Annotated in this window: 20 protein-coding genes; 7 read left to right on the forward strand and 13 right to left on the reverse strand. The window is 38.4% G+C overall.

Annotation, left to right across the window (positions count from 1 at the left end; translation table 11 throughout):
* Positions 1 to 66: 66 nt before the first annotated feature.
* Together FW768_RS24015 and FW768_RS15845 are read right to left on the reverse strand one after the other, a co-directional pair.
* On the reverse strand, positions 67 to 171 hold the full coding sequence (locus FW768_RS24015; protein WP_153397046.1) for a hypothetical protein: 105 nt from the start codon (positions 169 to 171) through the stop codon (positions 67 to 69).
* 217 nt (positions 172 to 388) lie between these two features.
* Positions 389 to 874: a hypothetical protein gene (locus tag FW768_RS15845; RefSeq protein WP_153397048.1), complete on the reverse strand. Its 486-nt coding sequence runs from the start codon at positions 872 to 874 to the stop codon at positions 389 to 391.
* 684 nt (positions 875 to 1,558) lie between these two features.
* Between FW768_RS15845 and FW768_RS15850 the strand changes: the two genes are divergently transcribed.
* The 4 genes from FW768_RS15850 (at position 1,559) to FW768_RS15865 (ending at position 5,170) form a co-directional block, all read left to right on the forward strand.
* Entirely contained in the window at positions 1,559 to 2,140 is a 582-nt protein-coding gene (locus FW768_RS15850) for a DUF4840 domain-containing protein (RefSeq protein ID WP_153397050.1), read from the forward strand.
* Between the two features lie 86 nt (positions 2,141 to 2,226).
* A complete protein-coding gene (locus FW768_RS15855; protein WP_153397052.1) occupies positions 2,227 to 2,793 on the forward strand; it encodes an RNA polymerase sigma factor in 567 nt (188 codons plus the stop codon).
* A complete protein-coding gene (locus FW768_RS15860) occupies positions 2,786 to 4,168 on the forward strand; it encodes a porin family protein (protein ID WP_153397054.1) in 1,383 nt (460 codons plus the stop codon). Before FW768_RS15855 ends, FW768_RS15860 begins: the two co-directional genes overlap by 8 nt.
* Before the next feature lie 36 nt (positions 4,169 to 4,204).
* Positions 4,205 to 5,170, forward strand: a complete 966-nt coding sequence (locus tag FW768_RS15865) for a T9SS type A sorting domain-containing protein (protein ID WP_153397056.1) — start codon at positions 4,205 to 4,207, stop codon at positions 5,168 to 5,170.
* Positions 5,171 to 5,268: 98 nt separating this feature from the next.
* Here the strand turns inward: FW768_RS15865 and FW768_RS15870 are convergent, their stop codons facing one another.
* The 5 genes from FW768_RS15870 to FW768_RS15890 all read right to left on the reverse strand — a co-directional run bounded on the left by FW768_RS15870 (position 5,269) and on the right by FW768_RS15890 (position 11,530).
* Entirely contained in the window at positions 5,269 to 6,372 is a 1,104-nt protein-coding gene (locus FW768_RS15870; RefSeq protein WP_153397058.1) for a hypothetical protein, read from the reverse strand.
* Positions 6,373 to 6,556: 184 nt separating this feature from the next.
* Positions 6,557 to 7,327, reverse strand: coding sequence for a T6SS effector amidase Tae4 family protein (locus FW768_RS15875; RefSeq protein WP_153397060.1), 771 nt, complete (start codon positions 7,325 to 7,327; stop codon positions 6,557 to 6,559).
* Between the two features lie 61 nt (positions 7,328 to 7,388).
* Positions 7,389 to 9,266 carry a hypothetical protein gene (locus FW768_RS15880; RefSeq protein ID WP_153397062.1) on the reverse strand — a complete coding sequence of 626 codons (1,878 nt, stop codon included), beginning with the start codon at positions 9,264 to 9,266 and terminating at the stop codon, positions 7,389 to 7,391.
* A 373-nt stretch (positions 9,267 to 9,639) separates the two neighbouring features.
* Complete coding sequence (locus FW768_RS15885; RefSeq protein WP_153397064.1) at positions 9,640 to 10,881, reverse strand: hypothetical protein; 1,242 nt, start codon at positions 10,879 to 10,881, stop codon at positions 9,640 to 9,642.
* Between the two features lie 286 nt (positions 10,882 to 11,167).
* Complete coding sequence (locus FW768_RS15890) at positions 11,168 to 11,530, reverse strand: hypothetical protein (protein WP_153397066.1); 363 nt, start codon at positions 11,528 to 11,530, stop codon at positions 11,168 to 11,170.
* Positions 11,531 to 12,742: 1,212 nt separating this feature from the next.
* On the opposite strand from FW768_RS15890, the gene FW768_RS15895 reads away from it, so the two are divergent.
* A complete protein-coding gene (locus FW768_RS15895) occupies positions 12,743 to 14,275 on the forward strand; it encodes a YifB family Mg chelatase-like AAA ATPase (RefSeq protein WP_153397068.1) in 1,533 nt (510 codons plus the stop codon).
* A 200-nt stretch (positions 14,276 to 14,475) separates the two neighbouring features.
* Positions 14,476 to 14,670, forward strand: coding sequence for a bacteriocin-like protein (locus tag FW768_RS15900; RefSeq protein ID WP_409017691.1), 195 nt, complete (start codon positions 14,476 to 14,478; stop codon positions 14,668 to 14,670).
* Positions 14,671 to 14,719: 49 nt separating this feature from the next.
* On the opposite strand, the gene FW768_RS15905 is transcribed toward FW768_RS15900, so the two are convergent.
* A complete protein-coding gene (locus FW768_RS15905; protein ID WP_185151992.1) occupies positions 14,720 to 15,196 on the reverse strand; it encodes a YdeI/OmpD-associated family protein in 477 nt (158 codons plus the stop codon).
* Between the two features lie 73 nt (positions 15,197 to 15,269).
* On the reverse strand, positions 15,270 to 17,480 hold the full coding sequence (locus tag FW768_RS15910; protein ID WP_153397074.1) for a S46 family peptidase: 2,211 nt from the start codon (positions 17,478 to 17,480) through the stop codon (positions 15,270 to 15,272).
* 86 nt (positions 17,481 to 17,566) lie between these two features.
* Here FW768_RS15910 and FW768_RS15915 point away from each other — a divergent pair, with 86 nt between their 5' ends.
* Positions 17,567 to 18,001 carry an META domain-containing protein gene (locus FW768_RS15915; RefSeq protein ID WP_153397076.1) on the forward strand — a complete coding sequence of 145 codons (435 nt, stop codon included), beginning with the start codon at positions 17,567 to 17,569 and terminating at the stop codon, positions 17,999 to 18,001.
* 90 nt (positions 18,002 to 18,091) lie between these two features.
* Here FW768_RS15915 and FW768_RS15920 read toward each other — a convergent pair whose 3' ends face one another.
* The 4 genes from FW768_RS15920 to FW768_RS15935 form a co-directional block, all read right to left on the reverse strand.
* Positions 18,092 to 18,508 (reverse strand): hypothetical protein, encoded by a 417-nt coding sequence (locus FW768_RS15920; RefSeq protein ID WP_153397078.1) that lies wholly within the window; start codon positions 18,506 to 18,508, stop codon positions 18,092 to 18,094.
* 9 nt (positions 18,509 to 18,517) lie between these two features.
* The gene (locus FW768_RS15925; protein ID WP_153397080.1) at positions 18,518 to 21,064 is read right to left on the reverse strand and encodes a beta strand repeat-containing protein; all 2,547 of its coding nucleotides are present in this window, start codon (positions 21,062 to 21,064) and stop codon (positions 18,518 to 18,520) included.
* 5 nt (positions 21,065 to 21,069) lie between these two features.
* Positions 21,070 to 21,552 (reverse strand): T9SS type A sorting domain-containing protein, encoded by a 483-nt coding sequence (locus FW768_RS15930; RefSeq protein ID WP_153397082.1) that lies wholly within the window; start codon positions 21,550 to 21,552, stop codon positions 21,070 to 21,072.
* Positions 21,553 to 21,714: 162 nt separating this feature from the next.
* Positions 21,715 to 22,422 (reverse strand): LytR/AlgR family response regulator transcription factor, encoded by a 708-nt coding sequence (locus tag FW768_RS15935; protein WP_231128704.1) that lies wholly within the window; start codon positions 22,420 to 22,422, stop codon positions 21,715 to 21,717.
* Positions 22,423 to 22,505: the final 83 nt, after the last annotated feature.

Raw genomic sequence — 22,505 nt, forward strand, 5'->3', positions numbered from 1 at the left:
AGTATATAGAGATATAAATCCTATGATCTTGGAAATGAATCCTGACATTGAGTTTCAGTATTCGGTTCATTTTAACTTTAATCCCCCGGTTCTTGGAACTGGAGCTGCTATAACAGTCGATAGAAAGACAAATAAGCTATTGAAGATTATAACTAAAAACGGATTATACAAAGTCCCAGAAGAACTACAGTAATTTTTACTGCTTCAGAAAATATTCAAAACTTTTAAATCAACCAGCATGATTCCCATGCTGGTTTTTCTTTTTTTGGTTTTAGATTAGAGAAAATTTCAAGAAAGATGAATTAAAAAAAGACCGGCAGTTTTAAACTACCGGTCTGATTAGCAAAAAAAATATCTGATATCGATTTAATTCTCTCCGAAACAAAGCCTACTTGGCTACATACGTATAATTCTTATTATGGGTTTGTCCGGCAACTACCGTTGTGGTTACATTGGTTTCTACGCTTCCTCCTACCTCAGTTTTGTAGCTCACAGCAATAGGGCCTCCGTCATGATTGGTAACATGGGCACTTAAATTTCCAAAATTAAAAGGTTTCACGGTTTCAAGAACATAGGTTTGAGTGGAACCTGTAAAATCATTTATTCCCAGGATAATATCATCTTCATTTCCCTGTGTGACACCGTTTATTTTCCATACCGGGGAGCCGTACTGGCTGGCATCATGGTTTCCTGCCGCTATTCCGAAATCCACCTGGTCGTTAGAATCTGCTCCGTTTATTGTAATGGTCATTTTCATATTGGCCTTCGCATTGGAAGGGTCGTCATCATCTTTACCACATGCTACAGATATGCTTCCTATAGCTATTACAGTAAGAAGACTGAAAATAATTCGTTTTGTCTTTTGCATTTTCATAATACTACTTTTGAATGTTGATCCTGCAAATGTAGTGCTGGATAAGCTGTCCGAACAATACAGAAAAATCAGGATTTTTATTCTCCCTGAAATTAGGTAGAAGGAAGAGTATATGAGAGTTTCAATGGGAAAAGATTCGATAAACAGAGGTGATTAGAAAGCTCAAAATCTTGTATTTCAAAATAAAATAATGGAGACTGTAAGAGACGGTTTAAATTTTACATTTCTTCAAGTCTTCAAAAAGACTAACGCAAAGTTGATGAATAATTCCACCTTATTTTGAGTCATCAAAGTGATGCGACTTCATCGCTGATGAAGCGGAATGTTTATCCATACGCATCAACGAATCAACCGAGTTGATTACAGCCTTTGCTCCCTTAAAGTCAGTAGTTTATAAAATGAAAGCTTTGCGTGGAAAAAACACATCGCCAGTATATTATCTTTTTAATCAAAAAATACTCAAAGAATGTGATTTAAATAAAGATGTGAATGTTATACAAAAAATCAAATTTAGAAATTTAAACAGGCTTTCAGATATTATTGAAAATTTATGATCTGTAAATCAGGTGATTGTCGTGTTGTTTGGCCTTTTTTATAAAATTTCATGCAAGATTTTCCAAAAACCGGGTTTTACTAATGAGTACTCAAAATCAATGAATGTTTAATACAGTAAAAAATAATGTAATGAAGAATCTGATAGTACTTAAATTTTTTGCGGCCATTTTAGCCGTAGGAGTAATTTTTACTCTGTTTGCCTCATGTCTTGATGATAATGATATTGAGGCTCCCCCCGTAAAACTGGAAGATCTTAAGGGGAATTACAGAGGAAGGCTGATTACTGTTCAGGGAATCTCCAGAACAGAAAAGGCAATAGAATTTAGAACAAAAAAAGATACCATAACATTTGCGGAATTTCCGGTAAAAGAAATTGTAAAATCAGTGATAAAAGACCCTGTAAAAGCAGACGCGGCACTGGCTGCCATTGGAAAAGTGAAATATAATCTGAATTACACTTCTGTATTGTATGCTGATAAAAATGTAATAGAACTGACTTTTACTCCTGAAAAACTGGCATTTCGGATTCCTGTTGACGGAGTTAGTAAAAATGCCGTGATCACATTAGCTGCTAAGCAAAAAGGGTATTTTGCAGGACTGGACAGATCGTTGAGATTTGGCCTGACTGCCGAAAGAATCACAGTAGACGGAACAGATTTAGATCCCTATGAAATCATTTATTATAATTTCCCTTATCATCTGAAGAATTGATAGAAATAACAAATAGATAGATACCGTTTAAAAGATCCAGTCTATTTTTGCCCTACCATTTAAAAAGCCGGACGCTGTAGCCATACATGAAAGAAAACAAGGAGCAGATTTTGATTAACCGCCTTCTGATAAAAGAAGAAGCTGCCTGGAAAGAACTTTTCGGAATTTATTCCGGAAGCCTGTCCGGGGTCTGCTCCCGCTATATTGCTGAAAAAGATGATGTAAGAGATATTTTGCAGAATAGTTTCATTAAAATGTTCCGGTCAATAGACACGTTTGAATATCGGGGAGAAGGATCGTTAAAGGCATGGATGATGAGAATTGCAGTGAATGAATCACTAAAACATATCAGGCAGAATTCCGGTTTTCAGACCACAGCCTGGACTTCCGATTTTCCTGACACTCCGGAAGAAGAAGAGCCTGATCTTGAAGAAGTTCCACAGACAGAGGTCATGGAAATGATAAAAGCACTTCCGGATGGATACAGAACTGTTTTTAATCTGTATGTATTTGAGAAAAAAAGCCATAAAGAAATTGCGGAGCTGCTGGGAATAGCAGAAAACTCTTCAGCTTCACAGTTTCACAGGGCAAAAGGACTACTGGTCCAGAAAATTAAAGAATTTAAAATGTCCAAAAAAGCACAATATGAATAACCGGTGGCTCAATGATCTGCGCAGCAAGATGGAAGACCATGAAGAGGATGTTCCGGATGGGCTGTGGGAAGATATCAGGGATGAATTGTTTTCAGAAAAAAATGAGAATATAATTCCTGTGAGCCTTAATTCAGGTTCAGAAAATGGAGTCGAAAATAAAAATATGTCTGTCGGAAGCCATAAAGCCTGGCTATATCGTATTGCGGGAATTGCAGCAGCTGTTGTTCTGTTATTTTTTACCGGAAAGCTGTTGCTGGAAATGAATGCAGAGACAACGGAGAGTAGGAGTACGGCCAACTCTGGAAAGAAAGATCAGATCGCGAATTTCGGAAGGGAATCAGGCCATTCAGAGGTCCCGGATACTGCACCAGGTATCAAAACCGCAGATCCGGAAAAATTTAGTGTTTCAAAAGGCATGGTCACAGGGAAAAATATAGATGAAAAAGTACAGAAGAATACTTTTGAAAGTAATATCAACAAAGAAATTTCAGAAGAGAAAAGGAATGTTTTTGACTTAAGATCACTGCAAAATAAAGAGATTCCCGGCCAGAATTATGTTCTTACTCCAAAAGAAGAAAAAGAAAAAATTGATGAGGTATCTGTTGCGGATGAAACATCTTTACAGGAGAAATATGTCAGAAATGATAAATCCAATCAAGGAAAACAACATTCTAAGAGGTCATGGATGCTGAGTATGTTGACGGGAAATGCTTCTTCAAATTCTTCCGTACAGCAGTTTTCGGGATATGCTTCTATGAGTGGAAATCCAATGATTGTTGATGAAGTGTGGAGTGCTACAAGTACCGAAGACGACCCGTTAACCGAAATTTTACTGGCCAATCAGAGCAAAGAAGTAGAAGCAAGAATAAGACATAAAATCCCTGTTACTTTTGGCCTTTCGCTCTACTATAATCTTGGAAAAAGATGGGGCGTTGGAACAGGAGTGAACTATACCAAGCTTTCGTCTGAACTTCATTCCGGAACCAGCTCCAACTATATCAAAGGGGAGCAGACCGTTCATTATATCGGCATCCCTGTTCAGATCAATTATAATGTGGTGAAAAAAGGGAGGTTTACAGGATATGTTACGGGAGGAATGATTGCGGAAAAACCTGTGGCAGGAAGTCTCAAAACAAAATATATTGTCAACGATGAGGTAAAGGAAACCTCAGAAGAACGCCTGGATTCAAAACCAATACAGTTTTCAGTCAATACGGCGGCCGGACTTCAGCTGAAGGTGATTGATAAATTCGGAATATATGCAGAACCGGGAATCGGTTATCATTTTAAAGATAATAGTGGACTTAACACGATCTATAAAGAAAAACCCTTACACTTCAATGTAAAATTCGGGGTCAGGCTGCTGCTGGACTGACCTGTTTACTTGATTAACCCTTAACGATTTATATATATGAAAGCAAAATTAATGTTTTTGGCTTTTCTATTCATCAGTGCCATGAGTATAAAAGCCCAGTGTAATCCTACCATCACCAGCCCGAGGCTTGGCGTAAAGTTTCCGGACAAAATTTTGTTCTGCAATACGGAAAACGAAGTCCTTTCTACACAGGCATTCGGCACCTATCAATGGTATAAGCAGGCATGGACCTGGCAGACGCCTAATAACAATCCTTGGGAACCCATTCCGGGAGAAACTTCACAAACCCTCACCATTAACGGGAATGATGACCAGCTTTATTATTTTAAAGTAGCGGTAACCCAGGGAGACTGTTCAGCAGAAAGCCCTGCGGTAATGGCAGACGGATTTGTTTATGGACTTCCTTCCATGATCAGCACATTCACTCCCGGAACTTTTGAGCAGATAGGAGACGGGGAATTTAACATTTGTGCAGGAGCATCCGTACAGTTCAGCAATGCGTTTCCTGTGGTATACGGAACCCATACCTGGTACAAATGTATTCCAAGTATTGCGCCGCCTTCTGTGGGAGATGAGTGTGTTATTGAAGGCGAAACAGGAGATTCCTATACTGCGACAGAGTCCGGGGAATACGGTTTTTATGCCTGTACAGAATATTGTCCGGATCAGTGTGAGTTTTTAGGAACAGCATCATTCATCAAACTGAATTTCGGAAATTTTGAATTTTGCAGTAACCTGGGAACAGGAGAAACAAAAGCTAAAGACAACAATCTGAAAATTTATCCGAATCCAACAGCTCAGTTCCTGTACATCGGAAAAGAATCAGATAAAACGTACAGCGAAGTTTCTATCATTGATGTATCCGGAAAAGTGGTCCTGAAGAAAAACGGACATCAGTATAATGAAGCAATTGATGTAAGCAGATTGGTTCCCGGAAATTACTTCGTTCTTTCGACCGATACAAAAGGAAATGTTTACAAAAACAAGTTCATCAAAAAATAAAAGATCAACATGATCATCCTGAGTTAGTTTTTTTATGCTTAATAAGCCGGTAATCCTATACCGGCTTATTTTTTATACAGGGAATTATATCAGTCTGATTAAAATATTCTGTAGCTGATTCCAAGCCAGAATCCACCTTTCAGAACTTTTTTATAAGCGATCTCAGGCTGCTCCGTATATTCTTTATCCTGCTGTAATTTGTCAGATAAAACTTCTTTAAAAGCCCAGTTATAACCGGCATTAAACGTAATGTTATTAGTCATAAAGGTTCCTCCGAGCAGAAACCTGAGCTGTGTATCCAGATCAATTCCTGCTCCGACATTAAAGCCTATTTTGGTTGTTGAATTCCTGAAACCATACAAGAAGTGAGCTAAAGTCATGGCCCCTAAAGACATTTTACCCCGGTCTTCTTCCCTGATGGTATAGGCATTATTTGCGTTTTTATCAGATACATAATACTTACTGTTGACAGGAGCAGCAAGAAATAGCCCGGAACTGAAGTAAGCCTTAAATTTACTTTTTGAAGTGAAAGTTGTTACATCTTTTTTTTCAGACTGTTTAATTGAATTATCTTCAGGAGGGGTGAAGGTCAGTTCAAAAGTATAATCGGTACCGGCGGTTGTAAATTTTCCCAAATCCATTGTTGAATGCTTCTCATGGACAAAATAGGAAACATCGTTCATAAGGGAATTGAGCTTTTGAACGTCTGTAAAGGTATATGATGAGGGGTTGTCAGAACTTTGATAAGCCGCTAACAGAGTATTTTCTTTTTTAAATTTTTCGATTTTAGTCTTTATATCTTTTGAAAAATAGGAGTTTTTCAATAGTGCATCTATTAATATTGCCTCATTATAAAGTTTTTTAAAGGCTGCATCTCTTTCTCCTTCTACTACATTCATAATTTTAAGATCGGGAGAAATATCTCCGGACATTGCTTTTCGCAGAAAATCAAAAATTTCTTTGATTTTATCCTGCTGCTTTATCTGCAGTGATATTTTATAGTAAAACGGATTAATATTGATCATTTTCAGCTGATATTCTGTATTATTCTTAAGCTCATGAGGAGTTAATTCTTTCAGCTCGGATTTAGTATTTTTCACAAAATAACCGGATCTTTCAAAATCATAATAAATGGTATTTTCTTGGGAATGAATTATGCAGTACACGCATAGGAGCAGCATAAATAAAATTTTAGTTTTCATGACAGAGGTATTTAGTATCACAAATTTTACATTTTTGCTGGCTTGGCGCAATACCCCAAAAGGGTAATCTTATTTCTTTGAAAACCTCCTGCATGAAATAGAAAAGAGACTATCTCAAAAGTGAGATAGCCTCTTGATTTTATCAGAAAAATATAATAACTGAATTTGAAGCCGGAAAAAAAAGTTAACGTTTTTCCCCTTTCAGAAGCCATATATAGACTTCTAGCTGAGAGTCACTGTTAAACCAATCTCCGTTACGCCAGTCTATATAGTTATCCAGTTCTTCATCCATGCCATATATACGGGCGTCACCGCCTGAATCTTCATACACCAGATCTACATGTCCTGTTGCACCGTATTCTTCGTAATTATGAGAATCCAGATAAATAATACCTCCATAACTTTTCCATTTTTTTGTTTCTGCAATGAAGGTGTCTAATTCATCGTCCGATTTAATAGGTCCGTCTGATTTAAGAGTCGGTGTACCCAATTTCTGTTTCAGGTAAGTTCCCATTTCATCAGCAGAAAGAATATACTGATGTTTGGGGTTGATATTGCCTGTCCAGGTACTTCTTTTATTTGAGGTAGTATGCTCAGGAATATAATATCCTGCATTGTTGAGTGCCCACGAGAGTTTAATAGCACAGGTGTTTTCTCCAAATAAGCTTTTCCATCGGTCTTTCATAGGACCTGATGTTCCGGCATTATATTCCTTTTTTAATATCAATTGTCCGTCTTTTTGATAATTCTTTTTAATCTTATCATAATCCCAGATCGTTTTAATGCTTCCGCTTTGAGATTCAGGAGAAAAGAAATCAAGATCATTTGCACTTTCACCCGTATTGGGATTAACCCCTGTAAAATAGGCGGCATCTTCAGGCAGCCATCGGGTAAATGCTTCGCTGCCTTGTCCCCATGTATTACTTTCCCAGGGATTTTTAAAATTATTTGCCATAGTAATGTGATTTTTTTGAAAACCCGTTATGGCGTTTCACCATAACGGGTAAGGTGATTATTTATACTTTTTCTGCAGTAGGGCTACAGCCACATCCTCCGCTTTGGGGTACATCGCAGCATTCTGAGAATATCTTTTTGTACAGTTTTGCCTGTTCAGCAGCGTCGTTAATCTGACTAATGATTTTCATTGCCTGGCTGATTCGTTCTTGTTCCTGCTCCCATTTTTGGGTTTCTATCTCCAAACGCTTATCAGATTGCTCTATGGAAGATTTCATTCCTGAATTCTGTAATCCTAAAGCCTCATTGTTTAATTCAGCGGCTTCTACAGCAGAACCCTGTAAGTTCTGGTTGTAGCAATCCAGTGCTTCTCCCTGGCCTAATAACGCGTCTACAACAAGGGAAGGAGTACGCATTACCCTGTGGGTAACATCCAGTATAATCCCATCTACCGATTTGTCTTTATAAACCTGCTTTAAGCCTTTACGCTTACGTACATAATACGTTGTTTTTGCCGGAATTTCAGGATTGATGCAGTTTCCAAGCTTTTCTTCAACTTTTTCAATAAAGCTCGATGGGGTACCTTGGAAATCGTAAATGCTGCATAGATAGCTATATACTTGGTTTTTAACTTCATTTACCGCAGAGTCATCCACTAATATTTCATTAAGCAGTTCCGGAAGCTGAGCCAATTTTACCGTTCTTTTGCTTTCAGGGAAACCGTTATAATAAACAAATGAAACATCGTACAGATAGGTGATACTGAAATATTCCTGTAATAACTGGCGGAAAACGAAGTTCAGCACACGGCTTTTATTGATGTTTTCAAGTTCGCGGACAATAGTCTCTTCGTTTTCATTAATACGAACGCTGCTGCTTTCAGAATTCACTTCAATCTGACGCATGCTGTCAGCCTTGGATACGTGATGGCTTACAGATCCTACAAGATTGCTCACCTGCGTCTGTACGCTGGAATTGAAAGTAGATCCTTCGGTATTGCTTCCCTGTCCGCCACCGCCACCACCGATGGATAAGAATCCAAGGTTAAGACCAATGCTACCACCGGCATTCCATCCTCCGGTTTTAGAAGTGGTTTCTTCTTTGGAAGATCCTGTTGTAAACTGGGTTTCTTTTTCTACAGTATTCTGAAGATCGTCTGCACTTGATTCGCTGTAGCTGTCCAGTACGTTCTGCGACTGTTCTTTTTTGGTTTCATCGTGCTGATAGGAACGGACGGTGATGGTTGTTTTTTCTCCCGGAAGCAATGAGAATGTTTTAACGGTTTGTCCCGCTCCGTAATCTCCAAGATAAGAAGCCATTTTAAGATGCAGAACCATACTCAAAGTGGGAGTGGCCTCCTTGGGTCTCGGAATATACAAGACTTCCGGTTTTTTTGAAAAACGTTCAACAGCTATAGGCATCAACCCTTTGGATAGTTTTTGTGCAATTAAATCATCATCAATGAATTCTGCTTTTACTATATCCTTAATGTTGACAGTGGGAAGTATACTTTTCACTTCTGCAATTCTTGTTCCGTCATTTTTTACAGCCTGCAGCTGGATAAGCTCCGGTGAAATAGTTTTTGCCTGTTGCAACTTGTTCAGTAAAGTTGTTTTGGTAATGGCTGATAATTCCGTTGCCTGAAGCTTAATGTTTTTATCAAGAACAGCAAAGTTCTGAATAAGGTTATTATCCGTTTTGATAGCCTCTTTGATTCCCTGTGTATTGAGCTGTTTTATCTCATCAATTGCTGTCCAGTAAGTAGATTGTGTTTGCGTATACTGTTCTTTTTTAAATAATTCCTTACGGATATTAAGTCCGACGTAACTTACAGAATTGTAAGTGGTTTGCTGAGGCAGGTTATAATTTAAGATTGATGCCTCTCCATTATCCTCCAGCTTTACAAAAGGAGGTTTTATAGTACATGATGATTTGTCCATGAAAATAAATTTTTAAGATTAATAAATAGTTTTTTTTGCGCGCTTTTGATAAGGTGTAATCTCTTAAGTGATTGAATCAAAGGTATTACAGCATAGCGCCAAAACTTGACGTATAATATTTTGTCTTGAATTTATTTTATAGAAAGAGGGTAGAGTCGGGATGAATCTTTTAACTCAGGAAAATTTGAAATTTTTAATAATTGGACTTAATAGAATGTCTTATACCAATGGATTTGGATTTCTTATGAAGGAATAATATCAAAATATTTCACACAAATTAAAAGCAGAAATATCCCATCAATAATCGATTAAAACAAAAGGATATGCTCTGCGAAATATACACTTCCGAAGAGTACATCTTTATATTGACGGACTATCTGTTAAACGGATATTCATTAACCCAGTGAAAACCACGCTTGTTAAGCGGGTAATCTTCCTTTTTCTTTGTTTTTGTCTCTATTCTTACCATGTCGCGGCCTATATTTCCTGTGAAAACAACAATGTCTTTCTGAGTATTGTAATGCAGAGATGCATATATATTGTCCTGTTCCGTTTTACGGAGTGTAAGTGTTTTTTTGCCCGTATCTATAATCCCCTGAAAAGCCTTAGTACTATCGTTGTTACGAATTATACTTGCCCGGCCGGCATAGCTGATTAATAGTTTTTTCCATCCGAGAGAATCAGTGCTGCAGGGCGGTACTTCCCGATTGTTTACCGTAAATTTTTTAACAATATAGGCCCCTTCCATAGGTACAGCAGGAGGGGTATAGAAAAACATGGATGAAAAACTGAATATAAAAAAAACAAATACAAAACACTTCAGACAGATAAGGGTAATACGCTTCCACCTTTTGTCGGCGGTTCGTTTTTGGAAACGCAACTGTGATGGCTGATGGAGAACAAAAAAACGATACAGCGCAATGGCATCACCACTTACAATAAACAGGCAAAATAAAACAATATGGCTGGAAAATATTTTTACAGGGACATCGTAAAAAAAGTTCAGCAGAGCCACATTGATCATCACGGTCATGGAAAAAAGGGCACCAAAAGTCTTGGTACGTCTGAAAAGAAGCAAAAGTCCGCCAATACTTTCCAGCAGTCCGGAAACAAAGGTGTATCCTTTGGAAGCACCCATCATAGTCCATACCACACCCATGGGCGACATATCGCCAACCTTTTTTTCCAGTCTCCCAACGGTGTTTGCAGGGAACTGCCCGTCATGCAGCTTTGCAAATCCATATGAAAGCATAATCATGGCTACATAATAGCGTACTACTACCACCGTAAACCAATGAAGGTCTTTAAAGGTGCGCTGTCTTTTATCAGCAAGAAGTACAACGAGTGCAACCACTGCCGCTAAACCAATATTGATAAGTACTACCCAATAATCTAATGTGGTATCGCCGCTGCCGGTCATTTGTATATATTCTACCTTCTGCTGCTGAAAAATATTTTTACACAACCACAGTACTCCTTTTTTATATACCTCAGCCAAAGGTGAAAATTGCGAGCTAAGCATAAAAATGTACACATAAGCAATAGAATACAAATGCAGGAAACGTAATGCAACATTACGTTTTCCTGGGTTGGAAAAATTGGAGGTATTATCCATGGCAGTAGTATTTCATTTTTAAAGATAATGAAATTGAGTTTACTTATACTAGCAAATAACAACAAAAAATGATGGAAGAACTGGCTGATAATGTTTTACAAAATCTATAAACCCTGCACGAAAACGGTAATTTATTTTAGCAACAGATACTTTAGGCTTATATATACCCAAAGATATGAACAATGCATCAGATAGATATAAACACAGACGGTACGAATTAACGTACCGTCTGTAGTGTCTTTTATTTGGATTTATTAGAGCCTTGTACGGGCTATTGAATTAAATGCTATTGAAAGATAGATCCGCAATCTACTCCCACAGTTTCCATTTTTTCTTTTATACCCATTTTTTCAGCCTGCTTTATCAGTTCTTTTGGAGGTGTTTGTCCGGATTTTAGGCTATTCAGCTTATAAAACACTTTAAGCTCTTCAAGACTTAATTTTTCACCTAAATCTTTTGTAAAGCAATCCGCAAATTTTTCAGACTTTTCTTTAGAGGTACCGTCTTTCATGGTCTCTTTAGCAAGATTGTTATGCATTGTTTTCAACATTGAAGCTTTAGTGTCAGTTGACTTTGCTTTTGATTGTGCCATTGCCATCTGAGTACTGCCTAAGATGATGATGCAAAATGCAAAAAATAGTTTTTTCATGGTTATTCAGTTTAAAAGTTAAAAATAAGATTATTTTTGATAATCATATTGTGCGCATTTAAAATACAGCATACTGATCAAAATCTATGGCAGACTGTTCACTGACTCCCATAAAAAAAATATGAATCTTTATATCAAAATTACTTCATATCAGACATAAATATACCACTCAATGAATAAACGTTGGCGTTGGAAGTATTTTCGTTAATTAAAGACATAGTTGAAAACATGAGTCTTAAAATGAAACTTAAGAGCAATAATTCCAGACGACGATAATTTAGCTCCACAATCTCAAATGTCTCACTTGTGTCATTGTATTAAAATCTTTCCGTCTATTCTTTGTATCATAGAATATTATCCGCTTAACCCTATGATTTTCAAAGTATCAATTTTATCAAAATAAATTCGGGCGAAATTTTATGCTTTCAGATAGACTATACTGTCTTTTTATATTTTTATTATGATAAACGGAAAAAATGTATTATATTTATTTCACAAACAGTTGATTAAGCCCTAATGATCTTCTGAATTTTTAATCAGGATTTTTAAACATAATTAAATTGCGCATTCTTACGTCCTGAAATGACTTAACGTAAAACTATTCCAGGAATAGACGGAGAGAGGCTTCATTTAAAAAGTAAAAACAATTTACATAACCAAATAAAATTTATTAATCATGAAAAAATTTAAAACATTTAAATCAGGTACACATGAAGTACTTACAAGATCACAATTAAAAAACATACTGGGGGGAGGTAGTTGTTGTTGGCATACAACAGATTGGAAAATATCACAATGTGGCCTTAGTATGTCAGATGCACAAATGCTTGCTAGTGGGGATCTTAAGTGGTGTTGTAGCAGTTGCTCAAAATCTTTTTCCACCTCCTTAACAAACCCTGACTAAGGTTTTTTCTTTTGCGACCGATAATTAGAAATTATCTTAATAACTAACTTTATAACTCAAACTTCGGCAAAATTGCTGAAGTTTTTTCTTAATGTTTTAGGGATAGATCTGTGTAGATGATGAACTTTCCTGTTTTGTTGTATAGTGACGGCTCAGAAAGAAGTAACTCCGCTTATGTCACACCTTGAAAAACCAGTACGTTTTTATTAAAATATTTCCCCATCATCCATTTTCTGATAGAAAACTATCCACCCAAACTCCTGATTTTCAAAATAACATATTCATTATTTTTACTTCAAAAACACACCATGCTGATCAAAATTTATGGCAGTGCCATTCACGGAGTTGCTGCGCAAACGATTACCATTGAAGTAAATGTTGATACCGGAGTAGGATACCATTTAGTGGGACTTCCGGACAATGCAATAAAAGAAAGTAGTTACAGGATCTCTGCGGCCCTGAAAAATGTAGGCTATAAAATTCCGGGAAAGAAAATTACCATCAATATGGCACCGGCGGATCTTCGTAAAGAAGGATCTTCTTATGATCTTAGTATTGCGATTGGGATCCTGGCGGCTTCAGATCAGCTTCAGGCAGAAAATATTCATGACTATATCATTATGGGTGAACTTTCCCTTGACGGAAGTCTGCAGCCCATTAAAGGAGTGCTTCCCATTGCTGCTCAGGCAAAAGAAGAAGGGTTTAAAGGAATTATCCTACCGATGCAGAATACCCGTGAGGCAGCCATTGTAGAAGGTCTTGAAGTATACGGAGCCGAAAATATAAAAGAAGTTATTGATTTTTTCAACGAAGGACAGCCGCTCAGGAAGATAAAATTAGACGTAGAAAAGGAGTTTCAGGAGAAAATTGCCCATTTTCCCTTTGATTTTTCTGAAGTGAAAGGGCAGGAAACGGCCAAAAGAGTAATGGAAGTAGCCGCAGCCGGAGGGCATAATATTATTCTTATCGGACCTCCGGGAAGCGGAAAAACGATGCTGGCTAAAAGGGTTCCGAGTATTCTGCCTCCACTGACATTGAAGGAAGCTCTGGAAACCACCAAGATCCATTCAGTAGCCGGAAAAATGGGAGCAGAAACATCTTTAATGACAGTAAGGCCTTTCAGATCGCCGCATCATACCATTTCAGATGTTGCTTTGGTAGGCGGAGGAAGCTATCCCCAACCCGGAGAAATTTCTCTTGCCCACAACGGAGTTCTTTTTCTGGATGAAATGCCGGAGTTTAAAAGGACTGTCCTGGAAGTGATGCGCCAGCCCCTCGAAGACCGTGAAGTAACCATATCCAGGGCCCGGTTTACCGTCAACTATCCTGCAAGTTTTATGCTGGTGGCTTCCATGAATCCAAGCCCCAGTGGTTTTTTTCCTGATGATCCTAATAATACCTCATCAGCTCTCGAAATGCAGCGTTATATGAACAAGCTTTCAGGACCGCTTTTGGATAGAATTGATATTCATATTGAAGTACAGAAAGTTGAATTCGAGCAGCTTTCAGAAAAGAGAAAAGGAGAAAAAAGTGAAGTGATCAGAGAACGGGTACTGAAAGCAAGATTTACTCAAAATGAAAGATATAAAAATTTGAATATCAGTTATAATGCTCAGATGGGACCTAAAGAAATTGAAGCTTTCTGTAGTCTGGATGATACTTCGCTTACCCTCATCAAATTAGCCATGGAAAAACTTAACCTTTCCGCAAGAGCATATGACCGCATTCTTAAAGTTGCCAGAACCATTGCAGACCTTGAAGGAGAGAGAAATATACTTTCCGGACATATTTCGGAGGCTATACAATACAGAAGTTTAGACAGAGAATTTTGGAATGGATAATTCCGGAAATCTTGTTTAGTGATGGCAGATAATGACAATTTTGGGTGTGTTGGTTTTGTGATATATTGTTTTTGTTTGTCGTAACTAATTAAAATTCAGGTTAAAAGTATTGTTTGTTTTAGATTTATTTCTATATTTAGGGAATTAAAGCGTTGCCCGAAAAGCTGATAGAGTAGGGACCATAAAAAAATTAATTCAATATGAAAAATCTAAAAAAATTAACAAGAGAGAACATGAAATCTGTACAAGGTGGTTTTGCCTGCTATTGCAATGGGACTTACAAAGGTGAGTACTCATCCGTTATAGCATGTGTTAATGATTGTGGCGTAAGTACAGGGCCTACTAAACCCACAGAACCTACAGAGCCCACAAAACCTGTATTAACAGCCAGCTAAAAAATATTTCCTTTTTTAGGCTGCCCTTAGCTCTATGCTTTGGGCAGTTTTATTTTCCTTTCTTCCCGTTTAAGATCATCTGGATCATCTTCACTTTCCTGCTGTCTCGGGTCTCGGGCTTCTTAGCCTCTTCAATCCAACGGATATATTCTTTTTTATGCGTGTAACTCATCTTTTCAAACAGCTCTTTTGCATCAGGATTTTCATTGAAAACCGCATCAATATCTTCTGCGATGTCTACAGTTCTTTCTTCTTTATCCTCCATGATAGAAACTATTACTTCATCTCCAAACGTTTTTCCAAGCTGTTTTCTGATCTCCTGGGTGACTCCAATAATATGGCTGTCAGATTTCATTTTGGCCAGACTTCCATGGTATTCCACTACACCATCAAATAGGGCTTTGATCTTTATCTGTCCCTTTTTACCGAAAAGTTCTTCCACAGAAAAAGGAAATTCTACAAATGCAGCGTTTAGTTCTCCATTTTTCTGAATCAATGCCTTAAACTCTATTGCTTTAGTTTTCATGATCATTTATTTAAATCAAAAATAAAAAAACCGTGGAAATTATTTCCACGGTTTCATTATAGATCAGATAAGATTATTTTTTCTTCTTTTCTTTCTTAGGCATTTGAGTTGTTCCTGAATTTTTAGTCTTGGTATCAGGAGGTGTATTTTCTCCTCTTACAAGCTTTAATTCGTCAATCAGCCTTCTTGCACCAGCATACTTGTCAATCGTCCAAAGAACGAAACGTACGTCAACATTGATCGTTTTCTGCCATTCCGGTTCAAATACGATATCACCGCTTAATGCTTCACTATTTCCGTCGAATGCAATACCGATAAGGTTTCCATCTCCGTCAATTACCGGAGAACCAGAGTTACCTCCAGTAATGTCATTGTTAGAAAGGAAGTTTACAGGCATATATCCTGCAGCATCAGCATACTGCCCAAAATCTTTAAGGTTATAAAGATCAATCACTCTTTGAGGCAGATCAAATTCTTCATCATTTTTCTTGTATTTTCCTACAAGACCGGCCATATCCGTATAATAGTTATCGGTAACTCCGAAGTAATTTCTGTCTTCTCTGATAGGTAATTTATCTACCGTTCCGTAAGTTAATCTCATGGTAGAGTTAGCATCCGGATAGAATTTTTTCTCAGGCATAGCTTTCATCAGACCAGCTAAGAAAAGACGATTGTTTTTAGCAAAATTATCATCTACATTTACATAGCTTTCTGCAACTGCTTTTTGATCTGCTACAATTCCTTTTGACATTTTCCAAAGCGGATCAGCATCAAGCTTCAATGCATCCGGGTTCAATAAGAAATTCGTTGCAGATGTCTTGTTGGCAAAAATTGAAGAGTAAGCTATATTAGAAAGATTCTTAGCATCTAATCCTAAGATTGTAGCAGAAGCGATGTCTTTGTTTGTTACTCTTGCCTGGTAAAGTGTAGTCATTGCCACTAGCATTTCTCCTTCCAGAGCCGGATTGAAGTTTTCATAAGCTGCTTTGATGGCTGCTTCAGTTTTAGCCTTCATTGCAATTCTTCCCTGCATATCCTGGGCAGCGTATGTTTTAAGAACAGAACCAAGCTGAAGAGCTAGGCTCATATACTTTGCATTTCTTGTGAATTGTGATGCATAGTTTCTCTCAACATTTCTGTCAGAAACCTGCTTGTAATAAGCTGAAATATTTTCTAAAACACCGTCATACATATCATTTCCAGCCATCATAGACCATGTTCTGTATGTACTTTCGATTTTCTGTTTGTCAGAAATTGTTCCATTCTTTTCTACCGCATCAATAGTTCCCTGTCTGTTTTTCCAGTAGTTGGCTACAGAAGCATATTGAGAAGCATAATTAAGCTGAGTTGCTTTATCTTTATCCATATACTTCTTCATGACATCCATTGCCATTTTAGAAGCTTCTACCCAGGCCGGATAATCTTTGTTTACCATCTGCTGGATTCCATAAGAAGTCAGGTAACGGTTGGTTCTTCCCGGATATCCCATGATCATAGAGAAGTCTCCCGGTTTGATTCCTTTAAGAGAAACCGGAAGGAAGTGTTTAGGCTTCAATGGGGTATTGCTTGGAGAATATTCTGCTGGATTTCCGGCAGCATCAGCATATACTCTGAAAACAGTGAAGTCCGCAGTATGTCTTGGCCACTCCCAGTTGTCTGTATCACCTCCGAATTTACCTAATGATGAAGGTGGAGCACCTACCAATCTGATATCTTTGTAATCCTGATATACGAAATAATAAAATTCATTTCCGTTGAAGAAATCTCTTACCACAACAGTGTATTTCCCATTTTCAGAGTTTTCTGTCTGGATCGCTTTCGTTTCAGCATCAATAATTGCTTTTCTCTCAGCTCCAGTCATATTGTTGTTCAGCTTGGAAGTGATTCTTTGGGTAGCATCATCCATTCTTACTAAAAATCTTACATAAAGATCTTTTGCATTGAATTCATCTTTCTGCTTCATTGCCCAGAAACCATTCTTAAGATAGTCTTTTTCAGGAGTAGAAGCTGCTGCTACAGCACCATAACCGCAATGGTGGTTGGTGAAAATAAGTCCTTTATCAGAAACAATTTCACCAGTACAGAAACCTCCAAAGCTTACAATTGCATCTTTTAAACTGGAATTGTTTACAGAATAGATTTCATCAGGTGTCAGATGCAAGCCTTCCTTTTGCATGTCGACCCCGTTAAGTCTTTTGATGAGCATTAACAGCCACATCCCCTCATCCGCCCTCATCTGAGCAAAGCCCAGCAAGAAAGTGAACAGTAGAAATAGTCTTTTCATTTTATAATATAATTTTTGTGTCGCTAATTTACTAATTTTTACGATATTCTGTCCCGGATTGGTATGAAAATGGAATGATAATCCGCATGAAAAAGATACTATTGGCACTTTTTGCAGTTTTACTCCTGGGAGTTGTTATCAATTGTTCATCAATACCTGAAAAAAATCCGGGTCTTCAGAGGCAGTGGATGCTGATTTCGTTTGACAAATTTTCAAAAGAAGAATTGATGAAAAATAAAGCAGAAGTAAATCTTACAGCAGAAATGAAAGGCGGAAAAATTCACGGAGGGGCCTATATGGGATGCAACAATATGTTCTTTACTTCCGAATTTAAAAACGGGGGGAAGGTAAAAATTTCCGGTGTGGGAAGCACAATGAAAGCCTGCCAGAATATGGATCTGGAAAGCGCCTTCATCCAGAAATTTGACAAAATGACGAAATACTCCGTGGAAGGACATTTTCTTACTCTATCTGATGAGAACGGGAATTCAATGAAGTTTGTTGCAGCAGATTGGGATTAAGTAATACGGGAAACTACACTAAAAATAAAAAATATTATGAAAATAGAAAAAAGTCCGCAGCACGCGGACTTTTTTAAACCTGGAAGGTTATCAGTTTTTGGGAATAGTCTTTTTAATCTCCGCTAAAGTTGCAGTATTGGATAGCCCAGTCTGGTTCCGGGCATTTTGTGTTTTTACTGCGGTGCTTCTGGAGGCCTGTCTGTTGGGAATTGATCTTTTAATTTCATCAAGACTGGCTGTATTGGGAAGCATTGTTCCTGAATTGCCGGATGTAGCTTTAGGCTTTTGCTCCTGTTTTTTTACTTCCAGTCCCTGTTCAGAGACAAGAGCTGTCTGAGGTGTTTTCTTCTCAGCATTTAGCTGTGCTTCTTTCATCATTTTAGATTCAAATTCTTTAATCTGTTTTAAAGCAAGGGTTTGATCTTCTGTTTGGGAAACTTGTTTGTTTTCCTGAGCATAAATCCCAGCTCCTATCAGAAGAAATAGAGTAATATATATTGATTTCATGACAATTTATTATTTGATGTTAACTAATACCTGAATTTTTCCGGGCTCATTCTGGCTGTAATCCTGAAGTGCTTTACCGATGACCTGCCCTATTCTGACTTTTTCAGGATCAGCTTTCATCGCAGTACCGGGTTTTGATGAGGTTACCAATAAGTCTCCTCTTTTTATGGCACCACCTTCCAGACATACTTTGGTGGGGATTACTCCGATTACTCCCATTGGAACTTTACCGGAAAGGTCAGAGTCAATATGTTCTTCTGCGAGAAGTACTCCCGGTTTGGTAGCATACACTCCGGCCACAAGATCAGAATATGGCTCTGAAGACTTTTCAACTGTACGGTCAGTATTCGTTGAGATTACCAGAATATCTCCCATTTCATATTCAGAAACAGAACCTTCTACATCAAAGGCTTCTGCAACGTCCGCTCCATTGGTTTGAGTTCCTCCGTTAAAGAATCCCCGTCCGGCTTTATTAATTCGGGCAACATTCGCATTGGCACTTTGGAAGACTGCAAGATTTCCTGAAGCACCCGTATGATTAATAAGAATTCCGGAACCTGTACCTGTAGTTGTTACATGAACTACTGGCTGGCCATTGCTGGTATTGTAATTGGCGAACCTTCCTGCTTTACCGGTTCCAAAATTAGGAACAAAGCCTGAAACAGCATTGCCGGTTCCGTCGCATGATGCCTCAATACCATCACCGTTTCCTCCGGCATTGGCAGTCATTCCATTTCCGTTTCCTTCCGTTAAGGCTAATAAAGCAGGACCATTTCCTGTTGCATTGCTGGAGTAGAATAATCCGCCGTATCCTCCGGTACCGGAAGACAGCCCGTACACACCAGCGGTACCAAAATTGGCAAAAATTGAATTTACTTCACCCTTTACAGCCGCTGAAGTCCCTGTAGTACGGTCTACTTTGAAATTTCCGGCGATTCCGTTACCTATGGTGGTCACGGTAATTACATCACTGTTGTTGTCTTCATTGAAAATATTGAATCTTCCTGCTCTTCCCGTAGCAAAAGAAGGAACCCAGGCGTACAGAGCATTTCCGGCTCCGTCAATATTAGTTTCTACACCATTACCGTCTTTACTGGCGTTGGCAGTAATAGCATTTCCGTTTCCGTCGTTAATAGAGACCAGCGAAGCTCCGTTTCCGGCAGGATTGGAAGCATGAAATAATCCGGCAAACCCTCCTGTACCTGAAGAAACACCAAAAACTCCGGCAGCTCCAAAGTTTCCGAATATGGTTTTTACTTCGCCTCTTACCGCTGCTGCAACACTATTGGTATTGTCTACAAGGAATGAAGACGCATTACCAAGAGTATTATCCGGAATGTTACCATTGCCGTTGGTGATCACTTCGAAAGTATTTTGTGGGTTGGTTTGGTTAAAGTTTTCAAATTTTCCGGCACGTCCGGTACTATTATTCAGTCCTACCTGTCCGTAAACCCCGATCGCAGTTCCTGCTGTATTCGTAGCAACAAATCCACGTACTCCATATCCGCCTCCATCGTTACGGCCTACAACAGCTCCTGCAATATCACTGGTTGTTCTTCCCACTACAGCTTCTCCGGCGCCATTGTTGTCTCCCACAACCCCAGCTGAAGTCTGGGCACTGGTCATTCCATGCATACTGAAACCACTGGCTGTTGAACTTTTAACTCCGGCTCCGTTTCCTGTTGTGGTTACGTTTATTATCGTTCCGTTTCCTACACTGGAAGCATTAAGAACATTATTGGCGTTAGCATTATTGAAAATAGCTAGGCTTGCAGGAATTCCACTATTACTGGTGGCAGTAAGCCCTGTTCCTGTATTGCTGTTGGCATATACTCCTGTTCCGTTAGCGCTTGAATTCCCATAAACCCCTAATCCGTTGGGAGTAACCCCATAAACTCCCCAACCGCTTCCGTTCTGGCTTCCCCAGGTACCAATTCCTAATCCTCCTGTACCATTATTGATACCGCGGACAGCAGAAGAAAAGCCGCCGGGAGCTGTACTGTTGACAATTCCCCTTACAGCAGAAATACTTGAGGTCGTAGTATTGTTAACACCTTCAAGAGAGGTTCCGTCTCCGTCATTGGTTAATGAAAACAGTGTTGCGGCATTATTTACTGTAGCAGCATAGGGAATTGCAAAGCTACCACCTCCACCTCCAGCAGATTTTGCATACATAGCGTAAGGAACACTTAACAGCTGGCTGGTTCCTGTGATGGTATAATTGGTTCCTCCTGCAGGATCTGTTTCTGTTTTAAGATAATAATTTCCTGAAGGCCAGTTGATGGTTGAAAAAACTCCTGAAAGAACAGTTCCTGTCCCTATTTCAAGGCTGATAAGACCATTAATATTGGTATTTCCGGTAAGTCTTTCCGAATAAACCAGTGTTCCGGCAGGAGATCCCTCCAGTACACTTACTTTTACGGCAACATTCTGATTAGTTAAAAGCTGGCCGGAGCCGTTTCTCATGACGGCCTGATAGCTCATTTTTTCCGGAGCCTGTGCAAGGCCCATAAATAAGCCCAGCATGATCCCCAGTGAAAGTAATATTTTTTTCATGGTAATTATTTTTTGATGATTTTAAATGTTTTCAAATGTTTTCCGCTCTGATTGATCCGGATGATATACATGGCGGAAGGAAGAGAAGAAAGATTAAGTTCAGATTTGATCTGTAGAATAACGTCTTTTCTGATCAGTTTGCCCTGAGCATCAAATAGCTGATATTCTGCATTTTTGTAGTTTTCTGAAGTGAAATCAATGTACAGGTAATCCCTGAAAGGATTGGGGTAAAGTAGAATACCTTCCTGTTGTACTGTATTTTCATAAACAGAGAGCGTTGTGATTTCGTAGGCTTGCTGTACACCCTCTATGATCTGGGCACTGGAGCCTTTGTAAAGATAAGCGGTCTGTCCGATACTGTAAGAAACTGAGCCTCCGCCTCCTGATGCATCTGTTCCTGTGGCAAGAACGGCTGACTGTGCATTTAAAAGGCTGACGGAAAGAGTAAACAGAATGAGAAAGAAGCCTTGAATAGATGTTCTTTTCATATGAATTGATTTTGTGGTTATTAATAGGTTATCCCGTTTTTTTAATGAAATTTGGGATTACTAAATTACCACATATCAAAACCGGATATGGGGAAAATAGACCAACGGCAGAAAAAATCGACCAACGCCGTTTTTGAGTAAAAATGTTGGTATTCAGATATTTTACTGGTCAAAGAAAGAGAGATTGTCTTTGTAGGTTCTGCCGATAGGGAGTTTTATATTGCAGGTTAGTTCTACTTCGTGGTAGTTTTTTCCACGGATGAGGTACCGTGGGATGGCATAGCTTCTGTGTATTCTTACAAATGATGAAAAGACGTTTTTGTGAAGAAGGCTTCCTAACGAATCCAGAACACAGTGTTTTTTTTCGTAGGTGATGATACGGGTATAATCCTTCAGGGCCTCCAGGTATAAAATATCCGTTATTCTGATGTGGGAGATATTTCCGTTTTCTTTTATTCTGATGCAGTTGCCACCGAGAATGGCATCAAAACATTTACATTTTTCTTTCGTTTCAAAAAAATCAAAAACTCTTTGCATAGAATCATGAAAGCGTTCCATTTTCAAAGGCTTGGTAAGAAAGTCCAGTGTATTGAGTTCAAACGCGCTGACTGCTGATTCGGGGTGGGAACTGATGAAAATGCAGGCGGGTATCTTATGGGCTATTTTTTTGAATTCCAGTCCACTCATTCCGTTCATAACCGTTTCGGAAATCAAAAGATCTATGGGGAATTCAAGATAAGGAATTGCTTTTTCTGCCGAATCGAAAGAAGCTATAATCTCTATGTTTTTGTATTGTCTGAGATAATGCTGAAGAACCAATCTGTCCAGTTCATCATTATCAATGATCATACATCTGATATGGGGAGTCATGAGCTGTTGGATGTTAGTTTTATATTTAAATCTGAATTTAAATGTTTTAAAATCAGAAAATTGCAATATAAAGTTAGTGTTTT

Origin of the sequence: Chryseobacterium vaccae (assembly GCF_009602705.1) — a bacterium.
Taxonomy (GTDB): Bacteria; Bacteroidota; Bacteroidia; order Flavobacteriales; family Weeksellaceae; genus Chryseobacterium; species Chryseobacterium vaccae.

Coding starts and splice junctions, on each gene's coding strand:
- FW768_RS15845 (WP_153397048.1), bottom strand. CDS start 874: ATGAAAATGCAAAAGACAAAACGAATTATTTTCAGTCTTCTTACTGTA.
- FW768_RS15850 (WP_153397050.1), top strand. CDS start 1,559: ATGAAGAATCTGATAGTACTTAAATTTTTTGCGGCCATTTTAGCCGTA.
- FW768_RS15855 (WP_153397052.1), top strand. CDS start 2,227: ATGAAAGAAAACAAGGAGCAGATTTTGATTAACCGCCTTCTGATAAAA.
- FW768_RS15860 (WP_153397054.1), top strand. CDS start 2,786: ATGAATAACCGGTGGCTCAATGATCTGCGCAGCAAGATGGAAGACCAT.
- FW768_RS15865 (WP_153397056.1), top strand. CDS start 4,205: ATGAAAGCAAAATTAATGTTTTTGGCTTTTCTATTCATCAGTGCCATG.
- FW768_RS15870 (WP_153397058.1), bottom strand. CDS start 6,372: ATGAAAACTAAAATTTTATTTATGCTGCTCCTATGCGTGTACTGCATA.
- FW768_RS15875 (WP_153397060.1), bottom strand. CDS start 7,327: ATGGCAAATAATTTTAAAAATCCCTGGGAAAGTAATACATGGGGACAA.
- FW768_RS15880 (WP_153397062.1), bottom strand. CDS start 9,266: ATGGACAAATCATCATGTACTATAAAACCTCCTTTTGTAAAGCTGGAG.
- FW768_RS15885 (WP_153397064.1), bottom strand. CDS start 10,881: ATGGATAATACCTCCAATTTTTCCAACCCAGGAAAACGTAATGTTGCA.
- FW768_RS15890 (WP_153397066.1), bottom strand. CDS start 11,530: ATGAAAAAACTATTTTTTGCATTTTGCATCATCATCTTAGGCAGTACT.
- FW768_RS15895 (WP_153397068.1), top strand. CDS start 12,743: ATGCTGATCAAAATTTATGGCAGTGCCATTCACGGAGTTGCTGCGCAA.
- FW768_RS15900 (WP_409017691.1), top strand. CDS start 14,476: ATGAAAAATCTAAAAAAATTAACAAGAGAGAACATGAAATCTGTACAA.
- FW768_RS15905 (WP_185151992.1), bottom strand. CDS start 15,196: ATGAAAACTAAAGCAATAGAGTTTAAGGCATTGATTCAGAAAAATGGA.
- FW768_RS15910 (WP_153397074.1), bottom strand. CDS start 17,480: ATGAAAAGACTATTTCTACTGTTCACTTTCTTGCTGGGCTTTGCTCAG.
- FW768_RS15915 (WP_153397076.1), top strand. CDS start 17,567: ATGAAAAAGATACTATTGGCACTTTTTGCAGTTTTACTCCTGGGAGTT.
- FW768_RS15920 (WP_153397078.1), bottom strand. CDS start 18,508: ATGAAATCAATATATATTACTCTATTTCTTCTGATAGGAGCTGGGATT.
- FW768_RS15925 (WP_153397080.1), bottom strand. CDS start 21,064: ATGAAAAAAATATTACTTTCACTGGGGATCATGCTGGGCTTATTTATG.
- FW768_RS15930 (WP_153397082.1), bottom strand. CDS start 21,552: ATGAAAAGAACATCTATTCAAGGCTTCTTTCTCATTCTGTTTACTCTT.
- FW768_RS15935 (WP_231128704.1), bottom strand. CDS start 22,422: ATGACTCCCCATATCAGATGTATGATCATTGATAATGATGAACTGGAC.